The sequence below is a fragment of the Pseudophaeobacter sp. TrK17 genome (assembly GCF_042192375.1).
Classification (GTDB): domain Bacteria; phylum Pseudomonadota; class Alphaproteobacteria; order Rhodobacterales; family Rhodobacteraceae; genus Pseudophaeobacter.
Genome location: NZ_CP071700.1, coordinates 307,388 through 320,169, shown reverse-complemented (window position 1 = coordinate 320,169; position 12,782 = coordinate 307,388). Strand labels below are relative to the sequence as shown.

Below are 12,782 nucleotides of genomic sequence, written 5' to 3'. Positions count from 1 at the left end.
ACTCCCCCCGGCTCTACAGCCGCTATTTCAAAAAACAGCTTCCTGGACCGGCTTTACGAGACCGCTGGGGCAGGGCTAACGAATATAGCAAGCGAAACGGTAAGTGTCACATCCCGGACGGTAGTATGGCAGTTTGTTGAACAGTTCTGGTTTGAGTTTGTGCCAGTGCTTCATCGCTTGCAAGGGCGTCTTGCTGCCCAAGGCTGATTGCGGAAGCTGTTGGTTGTAGAGCCAAACATAGCGGTGCAGCGTGGTCTCCAGTTCTTCGCCTGATCGGAAGTGGTGGCTTTGCAGCACGTCTTCGATGCGACCGTTGAAGCGCTCGACCATGCCGTTTGTTTGGGGCGATCTTTGCGGCGTCAGACGGTGTTCGATGTCCAGTTCGGCGCAGAGCTTGTCGAAATCATGTTTTCCGCTTTGTTCGCGCTTGCGCAGGCCAAAGAGACGGTCGGAGAACTCCTTTCCATTGTCTGTGAGTATGGTTCGGATGCGAAGTGGGCAAGCCCGCTCTAGATCACGCAAAAAGCGGCGCGCGTTGGCCGCTGTCTTGCTGCTGTAGATACGGATAAAAACCCAGCGTGTAGCCCGATCAATGGCAACAAACAGATACCGGCGGGAAGTTTGATCAGCCATCTGTGGCAGGTACTTCACGTCGATATGCAGATATCCCGGCTCGTATGCCTTGAAGGCGCTCTGCTTTGGGCGGGCGGCCTTTGGCTTAAGATCGCGCAGGTTGCCGACCCCATGCCGCCGCAGACACCGATCCAGTCCAGAGCGCGAGACGTCCGGGTTCAGAAACTCCCGCACCACGGCCAGCAGGTCATCCAGCGACACTAGCAGCATCTTGCGCAGCGCAACCACAACGGCCTCCTGAGCAGGCGTCAACGTCGTTTGCAGCCGATGAGCGGTATGGCTACGGTCATGGACACTGTCGCGCTTGCGCCATTTCCAAACTGTCTGTTCGGTTGTGCCAAAACGCTCAGCCAGAACCCATGCAGGCTCGTCGCTCGCCTGGATGGCAGCCCGTATCTTAGGCGTTGTTGTCGCTTGGTTATGAAGATGGATCAGCATTAAGCGCCCTCCCGAATGTCACCGAAAACCGATCTTGCCATGAAAAATGCGGATCGGCGAGAATCTATGTGATCGTCCGGGATGGAACAGGTAACGAATACTGGTGGCAGTCAGGCACATAACAATATGCAGCCCTTTTTGGTGATGAATTTCATCATCGCACTGCAGGGGCTTTACCCCTCTCGCGGATAGGCTGCGACCGCGCCAAAAACTTGTCACACTGGCGGGGCGAAACAGACCGCGCCCTTTACCTGTCAAACCTTATGGTTCTAGCCCCGGGCCTGTCGCAGACCTGCCCGGAAATCTGCCCCTCGCAACCGCAAAGGCCTGTTTATGACCCAATTGCCCCTGCTTCACCATGCAGCGCGACACCACATAGGTTTTCGACCGATCACCGACCAGGACATGGGATTGCTGTCGCGGCTTTATCGTTCGACACGTGAGGCTGAACTGGCGCAGGTCGGCTGGGGCGAGGCAGAGAAGCAGGCCTTTTGCCAAATGCAGTTTGAGGCCCAACACAGCCACTACCAAAAGCATTATCCAGATGCGCTGTGGCTGGTGATTGAGCAAAAAGGCAACCCAATAGGGCGTCTTTACCTTGAGCGTTGGCCCAAAGAGCACCGGATTATCGACATTGCCCTGATGCCAGAGGCACGTGGTCAGGGCATCGGCGCCAGCTTGTTGCGAGACTTGCAGATAGGCGCGGCTGCCGATGGCTCACGCGGTATTGGTATCCATGTCGAAAAGGCCAACCCGGCAATGGCGCTCTACCACCGGCTTGGCTTTGTCACGATCGAGGAAAAGGGCGTCTATGATTTGTTGTTCTGGACGCCCCAAGCTGCTGAGGCCGCACCGACAACGTCAGGCGATCAGGTAAAGACCGCCTCGTATTGAAACCCGGCCTCTTTCTGCGCCACAGGCACCAGAAACAGGTCCTGGCCCCCCGTTTCGGGATGGGACAGCTTATGTATTTCCTGGGTTAATGCTGGCGTTTGCGGTCCCTGCCACAACAGTGAAAAAGCGCCGCCTTCACGCTCACCCGTCCCAAGTTTGGTCACTTCGATCAACTTCAAAGTGACGGGTGGCTCCGCAGAGGTAATCACAAACTCCTGATCCTGGAATTTGGCAAATTGTTCAGCGGTTACAGTGGTCAAATCAAACATGTCTCTCACACTCTTCTGGAACGGATTAGCGCAACCTTGCCTCCAAAGCGTTCTCTTTCCAAGGGTTTCTTTTGAAACCGCTCGCCTGTAGTCTGCATAACCCGTTGACAGATTACCACAAGCGTAGCGTCAAACCCTGCCTATCAAAACGCCCAGCCAGCCTCCTGACTGCAATATCACGCTGCCTTCACAGTCGGCTTTTACGATGTTTCAAAAAAACGCCAAATTGGTGAAACCGGGAGAGAACCATGGCTGAGTTGCACACTGCTGAGCCAATTCGCGACACCAGTTTTCCAGCAGATTTGGATTACCCGCTTGCAAAGGCCTATCAGACCTTTGGCCACCGTTCCTATTTTCGCGGCGTGGACATCGGCTATCGCTGGCGGCAGGGGCAGCGCACCGATGAGATCTGCCTGCGCCTGCATCTAGATCGCAAACTGCCGCTTGACGCCCTGATGCCCTCGCAGGTGCTGCCGACCCATGTGGAAGGCGTCGCACTGGACGTCATCGAAGCCGCCTACCAGCCCTCATTGGAACCTGGCGCCGCGCGCCGGGCCAGCACCCGACAACCCTATACCCTGGGCGGCCTGCCCTGCGGCAGATCCGGTGAAGGAGCAGGTACAATTGGCCTGGTGGTAATTGATAAGACCAACGGCAAACCCGGCATCCTGTCAAATTGGCATGTTTTGGCTGGCCCACGGGCACGCCGCAATGATCCAATCATGCAACTGGGGGAGCGTGATGATGAATTTGACCCGCGCAATCACATAGCCAATCTGAAACGCTGGATGCTGAACCGCAGCGGAGATGCCGCTTTGGCTGAACTGCTGCCGGATCAGCCCTGGCTGCCACTGCAATTTGGCGGCTTTGAGAGTATCAGCCGTGTCAGATCTGCCTGTCTGGGTGAAATCCTGAACAAAACCTCCCGCGCATCCAGCAACGCCCAGGCGCGGGTCGATGGCAGGGGGCTGTATCGCCTGCAGTATGAAACACGGCAAGGCATGCTGGAATATCGCGTTATAGAAGGGCTGAAATTGGTCTATGAAACCGACATTCCTGTTGCAGGCGGCAAGGTCTCATCTGCTGGCGACAGTGGGTCCGCCTGGGTCTCAGCGGCCACGGGCGATGCCGTGGCGCTACAGATTGGCGGGCAAACCGCATCTGCCAATTGCCTCAGCAGCACACAACAGGGCGTCATTGCCAGCGAGATGGCCCCAATCCTCGAGACCTTAGAGATCCGGCTGGCCAGTTTTGAGGATCTCCTGGCACAAAATGGCCAGAACCCTGTGCTCACCCATCGTCAGCAGGTCTGCGCCGACATGTCCCATGACAGTGATGAAGCGATGCGCGCACCGCAGTGGCCGCACCCTCAACACTGGGTGGATGCATCGTTTTCGCAGCCCCGGCGCCCCCGCCGCCCGGATCGCAGCGAAACAAGCCCCTCTGCGGCCCAGGTTGTTCCCATGGTGCGCATTCTGCCAAACAAACCTGCGCTGCTGCAACCGATCCTGGCTACGACCTCACAGCAAAGCGAGAGTGGGCAGGACATCTGGCAAAAACGCCTATGCCCAGCCCTGCTGGACTATGACCCCAATTTCAGGGGCGTCTTGCCTGCTGAACCACTGGTTCACCGTATCTCGATTGCGGATGAGCGCAATATAAACGCCTTTTTCTGCCGTCTTATCAATAGGTCAGAACGGTTTGACGGCATTGGCCTGAGGCAAGTTCTGGAAACGGATTTCACAGGAGCAACGACGTATATGCAAATCTGCGACCGCATTGACGCCCTACGGCGGCAACCCTGAATTCCCCTTGAACAGGTTGCCAGTTTGCCAGCCCTGGCCGTTTTATCAAGGGCCCTGATTCCGGAGCGATCAGGTCTGGGCGGCGCCGTTTTCTGTGGAGAGCTCGGACCACCCTGGTTTGATTTCAGCTGGCGGCCTCAAATCGTCACGGTCATAATCTATTCCTATGACAACAATACAAAAGTGCAATTTCCTTTTATCAATTCACCTTGCTACCCTGCCTGCATACCCTAAGAAGGAGGCAGCAAAATCTGCGTCCTCCTCTCGCCACGGCCATAAAAGCAAGCCAGATCGGAGACCAAAATGGACGGAAACGACGCCCCACAAACAGGTGGATGCCCGGTGATGCACAGCGGTGCCAAAAGCGCCTCAACCGGTGTAAGATCAAACAAGGACTGGTGGCCCAACCAGCTCAATCTGAAACTTCTGCATCAGAACTCCGAAAAATCCGACCCTATGGCGGCTGATTTTGACTATGCAGAGGCCTTCAAATCTTTGGACCTTAAGGCTCTGAAACAGGATCTTGTGGCCCTGATGACCGACAGCCAGGACTGGTGGCCTGCCGATTATGGCCATTACGGCGGCTTGTTCATCCGCATGGCTTGGCACAGCGCCGGCACCTATCGCACCTCGGATGGGCGCGGCGGCAGCGGCACCGGTCAGCAGCGGTTTGCGCCGCTCAACAGCTGGCCCGACAACGGCAACCTCGACAAGGCGCGCCGCCTGCTGTGGCCGATCAAACAGAAATACGGCAACAAGATCAGCTGGGCTGACCTGATGATCCTGGCCGGCAATTGTGCCATTGAAAGCATGGGCGGCAAGACCTTTGGCTTTGCCGGGGGCCGGGCCGATGTCTGGGAGCCCGAAGAAGACGTCTATTGGGGACGCGAGGACGAATGGCTGGCCGATAGTTCTGCTCAGAACAGCCGCTATTCCGGCGAGCGCGATCTGGAAAACCCACTGGCTGCGGTGCAGATGGGCCTGATCTATGTGAACCCCGAAGGTCCCGATGGGCAGCCCGACGCCCTGGCCTCGGGGCGGGACATCCGCGAAACCTTTGCCCGCATGTCGATGAACGACGAGGAAACCGTCGCGCTGGTGGCCGGCGGCCATACGTTTGGCAAGGCCCATGGCGCCGGGGATCCGGATTTGGTTGGCCCAGAGCCAGAAGCCGCGCCGATTGAAACCATGGGCCTTGGCTGGATCAACAGCCACGGCACCGGCAAAGGCGATGACACCACCACCAGCGGTATTGAGGGCGCCTGGACAGCCAACCCGACCCAGTGGGACAACGGCTATTTTGACCTGCTCTTTGGCTATGACTGGAACCTGACCAAATCGCCCTCTGGCGCCTGGATCTGGGAACCGGTCAATGTCCGCCCCGAGGACATGGCCCCGGCGGCCCATGACTCCAGCAAGAAGGTCAAGACCATGATGACCACGGCTGATATGGCGATGCGGATGGATCCGATCTACGGGCCAATCTCCAAACGCTTCCATGAGAACCCAGAAGAGCTGGCCGATGCCTTTGCCCGCGCCTGGTTCAAGCTCACCCACCGCGATATGGGGCCACGGTCGCTTTATCTCGGGGATGAAGTCCCGGCAGAAGAGCTGATCTGGCAGGACTGCGTTCCCGCTGTAGATCACGCCTTGGTCAATGAGGCTGATATTGCTGCTCTGAAAGCCGAAGTTCTGACCTCTGATCTCTCTGTTGCAGACTTGGTGTCCACCGCCTGGGCCTCGGCCTCCACCTTCCGCGGGTCTGACAAACGCGGCGGCGCCAATGGCGCGCGCATCCAGCTGAGCCCGCAGAAAGACTGGGAGGTGAACCAGCCCGAGCAACTGGCGCGCGTCCTCAGTGGACTTGAAAATATCCGCAGCACCTTCAACGCCACAGTGCGGGAGCGGCAGATCTCAATGGCGGATCTGATTGTTCTGGCCGGTTCAGCCGCTGTGGAACAGGCCGCACGTGCCGCAGGTCAGGAGATCGAGGTGCCATTTGCACCCGGTCGCACCGATGCCACCCAAGAGCAGACCGATGTCGACGGCTTTGCCGTTCTGGAACCAGAGGCCGATGGCTTCCGCAACTACCAGAAAAAGCAGTATAGCATCTCCCCCGAAGAGATGTTGCTGGACAAGGCCCAGCTGTTGACCCTGACAGCGCCGGAAATGACGTTTCTGATCGGTGGCTTGCGGGTCTTGGGCGCGAACTACGGCGGATCCTCATTGGGTGTCTTCACCAGCACCCCTGGCAGCCTGAGCACCGACTTCTTTGTCAATCTGCTCGATATGGCGACCCAGTGGGCGCCGCAGGAAGATGGCAGCTACGCCGGGACCGACCGCGCCAGCGGTGCAGCAAAATGGACCGCAAGCCGCGTTGACCTGGCCTTTGGCTCCAATTCGCAGCTGCGCGCCATCGCAGAGACCTACGCCCAGGACGACGCCAAGGCGCGGTTTGTGCAGGACTTTGCTGCCGCCTGGGTCAAAGTGATGAACGCGGATCGCTTTGATCTGAGCTAATCCACCAGAAAATCCCGATCTAGGCCCCCTGGGGCCTAGATCCCCTGCAAGGCAAGGGCGATAGCCTTATCCAACTTGTCCACCACTTCGCCAATCTGGGCTTCGGTCATGATAAAGGGTGGTGCCAGCAGGACATGGTCGCCGATACGCCCATCACGGGTGCCAGACATCGGATAACAGATCAACCCGGCCTCAAAAGCAGCGCTTTTTACCTTGGCAGCAAGGGTCTTACCCGGATCAAACGGCGCTTTTGTTGTACGATCCGCCACCAATTCAATGCCGCAAAACAAGCCACGCCCACGAATATCTCCCACATGTGGATGATCCGCAAACCGGTCGACCAAGGCCGCCTGCAGCTGCGACCCCCTGTCACGGCACTTGAAAATCAAATCTCTTCTGAGCATCTCCGTCACCACGGCAAGCCCGGCTGCGGTTGCCACCGGGTGACCAATATAGGTGTGGCCATGTTGAAAAAAGCCGCTCCCTGCCGTGATAGCTGCATAGATATCTGCGCTGCACAGCATCGCACCTATGGGCTGGTATCCCGCGCCCAGGCCTTTGGCGATACACAGGATATCAGGCGACACCCCATCGGCATCGCAGGCAAACATATGGCCTGTGCGGCCCATGCCACACATGACCTCATCCAGGATCAGCAAGACGCCGTATTTGTCACAAATTTCGCGAATGCGTTTGAAATATCCCGGCACCGCAGGCACCGCGCCAGAGGTGGCTCCGACAACCGGTTCGGCGATAAACCCCATCACGGTTTCAGGACCCAGACGCAGGATTTCCGCCTCCAGTTCATTGGCGACCCGCTGGCCGTAGTCAAAGGCGCTCTCGCCCTCGGGGCGATCAGCATATTCATAACAGGGCGCGATATGCGACACGCCGATTAACAGCGGATCAAACTGCTGTCGCCGCCAGGCGTTGCCCCCGGCGGCCAGAGCCCCCAGGGTGTTGCCATGATAGCTTTGCCGCCGCGCAATCAGATGGCGGCGCTCCGGCTCACCGCGTTCGAGGTGGTATTGACGCGTCAACTTGATTGCGGCTTCGGTGGCCTCGGACCCTCCAGAAACAAAATAGACCCGATCCAGCCCCGCCGGGGCTTGCTCAATCAGCAAATCAGCCAGAGCCTCTGCCGGTTCCGATGTCATAAATCCGGTATGGGCAAAGGCCAGCTTTCCCACCTGTTCCTGCACCGCGCGGATCACCGCCGCGTCCGAATGGCCCAGGCAGGACACCGCCGCCCCGCCGGAGCCGTCAAAATAGCGTTTGCCCGTTGCATCGATCAGATAGCAGCCGTCACCCGCCACAGCAGTGGGCAGGTTGGCCTTTGTATGACGTGGAAAAACATGGCTCATGGATCAGTTCCTTTTTAGGGTGTGACCTGCCAGTGAGGCGGCCTTGACCAGCGCCGCGACCGAAGCGGCATTATCCTGCAACACTCTGCCCTCTGGGGTCTCCAGGTTGTTCTCAAATCCAACACGGACATTGCCGCCCGCCTGGATCGCCGCCAGCAGGCAGGCGCGCTCGTCTCGGCCAAAGGCGCAAAGGCTCCAACTGAGATCCAGCGCCTGAGCTGCCGACACAAAATCGGCCAGCCCATCGGGCCGCCCCGGTGTCGCGGGCGCGTATTGCCCCAGCACAAAGATCACATCTCGCATCGCCGCAGGGACGACGCCGTCGGCATACCAGGATGTGAGCTGGGCAATGCAGGCCGGTGAATACAGAATATGCTGAACCTGAGTGCCCGCCTCGGCGCACAGCCCATAGGCACGCACCGCTACCTCGGGCGCCCTGGCCATTTCCCGTACCGCAATCGAGGCCGCAGCGGGGCGCAGCGCCTGCAAACAGGCCAGCTGCGTCTCCGGGGCATAGATCCCGGCGCTTTCGGTGGTGATCTGTACACCCATATTTGGCGCTGCATCCGCCACAGCCGCCATGGCCGCTCGATAGCGCCCGGCATCCAGGGAATGCCCGCCCGCATCATCGCGCACGTGCAGGTGTAATGTGCTGGCCCCTGCCTCGGCACAGGCCCGTGCGGTTTGTGCCAGCTCTTGCGGCGTGATTGGCAACTCTGGATGATCGGCTTTTTGCCGGCGCGCCCCGTTGGGCGCCACGGTCAGCTGATAGTCTGCCACCTCTGATCTCCTGCTTTGGCGTCGCCAAAACACTGGCGACAGCGCAGTGCGATCTCAAGCCAGCATTTTCAGAACAATTGCTCTTTCGCTACCTCTTCACCGGGATGTGAAGCCATTTTCGACCTCTACACGCCAAACATGGGTCCCAATCCCTACGGGTTCTGCCCACAGGCCCCCCCTGTCCCAGGGGGAAAGTTCTTTTTTACCAATTGGTTAAAAATGGGCCTGCCATAGCCTGCCAAGCCTGCCCCAAAACTGGACGCAAAACACCCCACCATCTGGCCCTAGAGTATCCGCCCGTTTTGGCGTTTCGTCACATTATGACGACTCCGGCTGACAGGCAGCTGGCAGACACCCCCACTTTTACTTTTATGGAAGGACATGTCATGGACGGCACGTTCAACGAAAACGATCTCAGCCGGGTAGTTGCGGCTGATAAGGCCCATGTCTGGCACCACCTGATTCAGCATAAGCCCTTTGAAGAGAATGATCCGCGCATCATCGTCGAAGGCAAAGGCATGCGCGTCTGGGATCAGAACGGCAAAGAGTTCCTGGATGCGGTCTCTGGCGGCGTCTGGACCGTCAACGTCGGCTATGGCCGCGAAGAGATCTGCAAAGCCGTCTACAACCAGATGATGAAGCTGTGCTATTTTGCCCAGTCGGCAGGCTCGATCCCCGGTGCGCTTTTTGCCGAGAAACTGATCGAAAAAATGCCGGGCATGAGCCGCGTTTACTACAACAACTCCGGCTCCGAGGCGAATGAGAAAGCCTTTAAGATGGTGCGCCAAATCGCGCACAAAAAATACGGCGGCAAAAAAACCAAGATCCTGTATCGCGACCGCGATTACCACGGCTCCACCCTGGCAGCGATGTCCGCCGGTGGCCAGGATGAGCGCAACGCGCAATACGGCCCCTTTGCGCCTGATTTCATTCGCGTGCCCCACTGCATGGAATACCGCAAGCACGAGCTGGGTCTTGAACATCTGTCGGGGCGCGAATTTGGCATTGCAGCCGCCAATGCCATCGAAGAGGTGATCCTGCGCGAAGGCCCCGAAACTGTTGGTGCCCTGTGCCTGGAGCCGGTGACAGCCGGTGGCGGCGTCATTGAGGCCCCCGAAGGCTATTGGGAGCGCGTGCAGGAGATCTGCACCCAGTATGACATTCTGCTGCACATCGACGAGGTTGTCTGTGGCGTGGGCCGCACCGGCACCTGGTTTGGCTATCAGCACTACGGCATCAAGCCTGATTTTGTCACCATGGCCAAAGGTGTTGCCTCCGGCTATGCAGCTATCGCCGTGCTGGTCACCACCGAAGAGGTCTTTGACATGTTCAAAGATGATGCATCGGATCCGCTGAACTACTTCCGTGACATCTCCACCTTTGGTGGCTGCACCGCCGGCCCTGCGGCGGCGCTGGAAAACATGCGCATCATCGAAGAAGAGGGCCTGCTGGACAACTGCACCGCCATGGGCGAGCGGATGATGAACAATCTGCTGGCGCTGAAAGAAAAGCACCCCGTGATTGGTGATGTACGCGGCAAGGGTCTGTTCCTTGGGGCCGAACTGGTCACTGATCGCGAAACCAAAGAGCCAGTGGACGAGAAGCTCGCCCAGCAGGTCGTGGCAGACTGTGGTGCCCAGGGTGTTCTGATCGGTGTCACCAACCGCTCTATTCCCGGCAAGAACAACACGCTGTGCTTCAGCCCGGCGCTGATCGTCACCGCCGAAGACATCGACGCCATCACCGATGCTGTCGACAAGGCCCTAACCAAGGTCTTTGGCTAAACCTCCAGTCCTCACTTAACAACTAAAACGCCCCGGTTTCCCGGGGCGTTTTGCCTATCAGTCCAGGCAGCACGAGCATTTTGGACTGCCCACTTTGAACAAAAGTGGCTCTTTCTAACAGCCCATCCCGCCTGCACTTTGGCGCAAAGGATATGCGATAAAGGAGTCGACCCATGTGGGCCACACCCGTCACACTTACCGGTCAGCAGGTCACGCTTGCGCCGCTCAGCCAATCCCACGCCGCCGATCTGGCCGTGGCCAGCGCCGATGGTAACCTTGCTGCGCTGTGGTACACGACAATACCCGCCCCGGCGGATGTCCCAGCCGAGATTGACCGGCGATTGGCGCTGCAACAGGCAGGCAGCATGGTGGCCTTTGCCATTCTGGACGCCTCTGGCCGGGCTGTCGGCATGACCACCTATATGAATATCGACCAGATCAATCAGCGGCTTGAAATCGGCTCGACCTGGTACCGCACATCGGTACAGCGCTCGGGGTTGAACACCGAATGCAAGCTGCTGATGCTGCGTCACGCCTTTGAGGGTCTCGACGCCATCGCGGTGGAGTTCCGCACCCATGTGATCAACCACCAAAGCCGCCGTGCGATTGAACGACTTGGGGCAAAACCTGATGGCATCCTACGAGCTCATATGCGGATGGCTAACGGCAGCCTCCGCGACACGGCAGTCTATTCGATCATCGCACCGGAATGGCCAACCATTCAGGCCCATCTGAACCATCTTATGACCCGGTATTGATCGGCGCGGCGGATCAAGGGGGCCACCTCAGCCACTTTATCCAGCTGTTCTCCCCTGCGACAGCTTTGCCCCAAACGCCACAGCGCCGCGCGTCAGCGCGGCGCTGGGCCCAACGGGAGGCAGGCATTCTTTGAATGACAACTCCGGGCGGGAGCCCCACCCGAAGCCCTAGCCAATCAGATCAGCTGGAACAGCACCCCCGAAACAATAGCGCCACTGACACCAAGCCCCAGATAGGTGGCAAAGACCTTTGGCTTGACCAGGGACCAGACCGCCGCCATCGCCGGGATCGAGCTCACAGCCCCGGCCACCATAAAGGACATCGCAGCACCGGCGCTCATGCCCTGGTCCATCAGCCCCGCCAACAGGGGCGGCGCCACATAGGAGTTGAGATAGGCCGGCATCCCGACCAGCGCCGCCAGGACAATCGGCACCACGCCGTCGCCCCCAACAAGACCTGCAATCAGATCAGCAGGCACGTAATGCACCAGAATTGCCTCCAACACATAGGCCAGCGCCAGCCATTTCAGCAGAAACAATCCATTACTGATAAACTCGCTGCGGAATTTCAGGCGCCGCTCCGGGTCCTGCCAGAATTTCCAGTGTGGTTTGTCATCCAGCTTTGGACCGGAAGAACAGCAACTGGAACAGCTGGGCGCCTGTTTCAGCGGATCAGCAAAGGCCCCCTGCCCCATCAGAGTTTTGACAAAGAACCCGCCAAACAGACCCAGGGCAACGGCGATGACCGCTTTGCCGATGGCAAAATCCCAGCCCAGCGCGCCGGCTGTAATCAGCAGGGTTGGTGGGTCAATCAGTGGTGACGCCAGCCAGAAGGCCATCACGGCGGAAAGTGGTGCGCCCAGCGCCAGAAGCCCGGCAATAAAGGGGATGACCTCGCAGGAACAGAACGGTGCCAGGCCGCCAAAGACTGCGGCCAGAAAAATCATCCGCACCTCACGCCCAACAAAGGCCCGCGCCACCATGGTTTCTGCCCCAGTGGCCTTGAGATAGGCCAACAGCAACACCGCAAAGAGAATATACCGACCCGTATGAGCCAAAGCCTTGGCGGCAAAAATGATCACGGCCTGGAAATTTCCCGGATCCAGCAGCAAAACTGCACAAAGTATCAACAGGCTCACAGTCCAGGGTGTTTTTAGCCACGCCCATCGGGGGCCTTTCGCCTCCGGCAGGGGGTGGGATGAGTTCTGAGACAGATCAGCCATCATTTGCCGCCTTGTTATGGGGAAGATCGGCGCAGCATTCGCTTAAGATAAAGCCCGCCAGTTTTTCCAGTTGTTCAAAATTTGCCTGGTTCAGAGTGCTGCGCCCAACCCGCGCCTGATCAACGACGCCAGCGCCGGTCAAGAATTTCAAATGATGCGCCAGGGTCGACGGAGCAATGCCCGTTCGGTCCTGAATGTCCCCAACAGTGAGCCCTTCCCGGCCTGCGCGAATAAGACAGCGCAATACCTGCAGGCGCGATTCCGAGCCCATGGCTGCAAAACCCTGTGCCGCTTCTTCCCACAACATTCTAGAT

General features: G+C 58.6%; 11 protein-coding genes and 1 pseudogene. 6 read left to right on the top strand and 6 right to left on the bottom strand.

From position 1 onward, the window contains the following. Window positions 1-75: 75 nt before the first annotated feature. A complete protein-coding gene (locus JZI28_RS01510) occupies window positions 76-1,071 on the bottom strand; it encodes an IS481 family transposase (protein WP_375699012.1) in 996 nt (331 codons plus the stop codon). An 84-nt stretch (window positions 1,072-1,155) separates the two neighbouring features. Here JZI28_RS01510 and JZI28_RS01505 point away from each other — a divergent pair. After that, window positions 1,156-1,263 (top strand): annotated as a pseudogene (locus tag JZI28_RS01505) (phage tail protein); the annotation flags it as partial. Window positions 1,264-1,404: 141 nt separating this feature from the next. Beyond that, window positions 1,405-1,965: a GNAT family N-acetyltransferase gene (locus JZI28_RS01500; protein WP_375699011.1), complete on the top strand. Its 561-nt coding sequence runs from the start codon at window positions 1,405-1,407 to the stop codon at window positions 1,963-1,965. Here the strand turns inward: JZI28_RS01500 and JZI28_RS01495 are convergent. After that, window positions 1,941-2,234, bottom strand: a complete 294-nt coding sequence (locus JZI28_RS01495) for a DUF6916 family protein (protein WP_375699010.1) — start codon at window positions 2,232-2,234, stop codon at window positions 1,941-1,943. The genes JZI28_RS01500 and JZI28_RS01495 overlap by 25 nt on opposite strands. Window positions 2,235-2,482: 248 nt before the next feature. On the opposite strand from JZI28_RS01495, the gene JZI28_RS01490 reads away from it, so the two are divergent. Together JZI28_RS01490 and katG are read left to right on the top strand one after the other, a co-directional pair. Beyond that, a complete protein-coding gene (locus JZI28_RS01490) occupies window positions 2,483-4,039 on the top strand; it encodes a hypothetical protein (protein WP_375699009.1) in 1,557 nt (518 codons plus the stop codon). Window positions 4,040-4,342: 303 nt separating this feature from the next. After that, on the top strand, window positions 4,343-6,559 hold the full coding sequence (katG, locus tag JZI28_RS01485; RefSeq protein WP_375699008.1) for a catalase/peroxidase HPI: 2,217 nt from the start codon (window positions 4,343-4,345) through the stop codon (window positions 6,557-6,559). A gap of 35 nt (window positions 6,560-6,594) precedes the next feature. On the opposite strand, the gene JZI28_RS01480 is transcribed toward katG, so the two are convergent. Together JZI28_RS01480 and JZI28_RS01475 are read right to left on the bottom strand one after the other, a co-directional pair. After that, a complete protein-coding gene (locus JZI28_RS01480) occupies window positions 6,595-7,923 on the bottom strand; it encodes an aspartate aminotransferase family protein (RefSeq protein ID WP_375699007.1) in 1,329 nt (442 codons plus the stop codon). 3 nt (window positions 7,924-7,926) lie between these two features. Continuing rightward, window positions 7,927-8,703 (bottom strand): 3-keto-5-aminohexanoate cleavage protein, encoded by a 777-nt coding sequence (locus JZI28_RS01475; RefSeq protein ID WP_375699006.1) that lies wholly within the window; start codon window positions 8,701-8,703, stop codon window positions 7,927-7,929. Between the two features lie 386 nt (window positions 8,704-9,089). Here JZI28_RS01475 and JZI28_RS01470 point away from each other — a divergent pair, with 386 nt between their 5' ends. Together JZI28_RS01470 and JZI28_RS01465 are read left to right on the top strand one after the other, a co-directional pair. Next, window positions 9,090-10,487: an aspartate aminotransferase family protein gene (locus JZI28_RS01470; protein WP_375699005.1), complete on the top strand. Its 1,398-nt coding sequence runs from the start codon at window positions 9,090-9,092 to the stop codon at window positions 10,485-10,487. A 173-nt stretch (window positions 10,488-10,660) separates the two neighbouring features. Continuing rightward, window positions 10,661-11,245: a GNAT family N-acetyltransferase gene (locus tag JZI28_RS01465; protein WP_375699004.1), complete on the top strand. Its 585-nt coding sequence runs from the start codon at window positions 10,661-10,663 to the stop codon at window positions 11,243-11,245. A 176-nt stretch (window positions 11,246-11,421) separates the two neighbouring features. On the opposite strand, the gene JZI28_RS01460 is transcribed toward JZI28_RS01465, so the two are convergent. Further along, complete coding sequence (locus JZI28_RS01460) at window positions 11,422-12,468, bottom strand: permease (protein ID WP_375699003.1); 1,047 nt, start codon at window positions 12,466-12,468, stop codon at window positions 11,422-11,424. Next, window positions 12,461-12,775, bottom strand: a complete 315-nt coding sequence (locus JZI28_RS01455) for a helix-turn-helix transcriptional regulator (RefSeq protein ID WP_348153251.1) — start codon at window positions 12,773-12,775, stop codon at window positions 12,461-12,463. Before JZI28_RS01455 ends, JZI28_RS01460 begins: the two co-directional genes overlap by 8 nt. Between the last annotated feature and the right edge of the window lie 7 nt (window positions 12,776-12,782).

Bases quoted from the DNA above. Each gene is read 5' to 3' on its own strand.
- JZI28_RS01510 (WP_375699012.1), bottom strand. From the start codon at position 1,071: ATGCTGATCCATCTTCATAACCAAGCGACAACAACGCCTAAGATACGG.
- JZI28_RS01460 (WP_375699003.1), bottom strand. From the start codon at position 12,468: ATGGCTGATCTGTCTCAGAACTCATCCCACCCCCTGCCGGAGGCGAAA.
- JZI28_RS01495 (WP_375699010.1), bottom strand. From the start codon at position 2,234: ATGTTTGATTTGACCACTGTAACCGCTGAACAATTTGCCAAATTCCAG.
- JZI28_RS01480 (WP_375699007.1), bottom strand. From the start codon at position 7,923: ATGAGCCATGTTTTTCCACGTCATACAAAGGCCAACCTGCCCACTGCT.
- JZI28_RS01455 (WP_348153251.1), bottom strand. From the start codon at position 12,775: ATGTTGTGGGAAGAAGCGGCACAGGGTTTTGCAGCCATGGGCTCGGAA.
- JZI28_RS01500 (WP_375699011.1), top strand. From the start codon at position 1,405: ATGACCCAATTGCCCCTGCTTCACCATGCAGCGCGACACCACATAGGT.
- JZI28_RS01465 (WP_375699004.1), top strand. From the start codon at position 10,661: ATGTGGGCCACACCCGTCACACTTACCGGTCAGCAGGTCACGCTTGCG.
- JZI28_RS01490 (WP_375699009.1), top strand. From the start codon at position 2,483: ATGGCTGAGTTGCACACTGCTGAGCCAATTCGCGACACCAGTTTTCCA.
- katG (WP_375699008.1), top strand. From the start codon at position 4,343: ATGGACGGAAACGACGCCCCACAAACAGGTGGATGCCCGGTGATGCAC.
- JZI28_RS01470 (WP_375699005.1), top strand. From the start codon at position 9,090: ATGGACGGCACGTTCAACGAAAACGATCTCAGCCGGGTAGTTGCGGCT.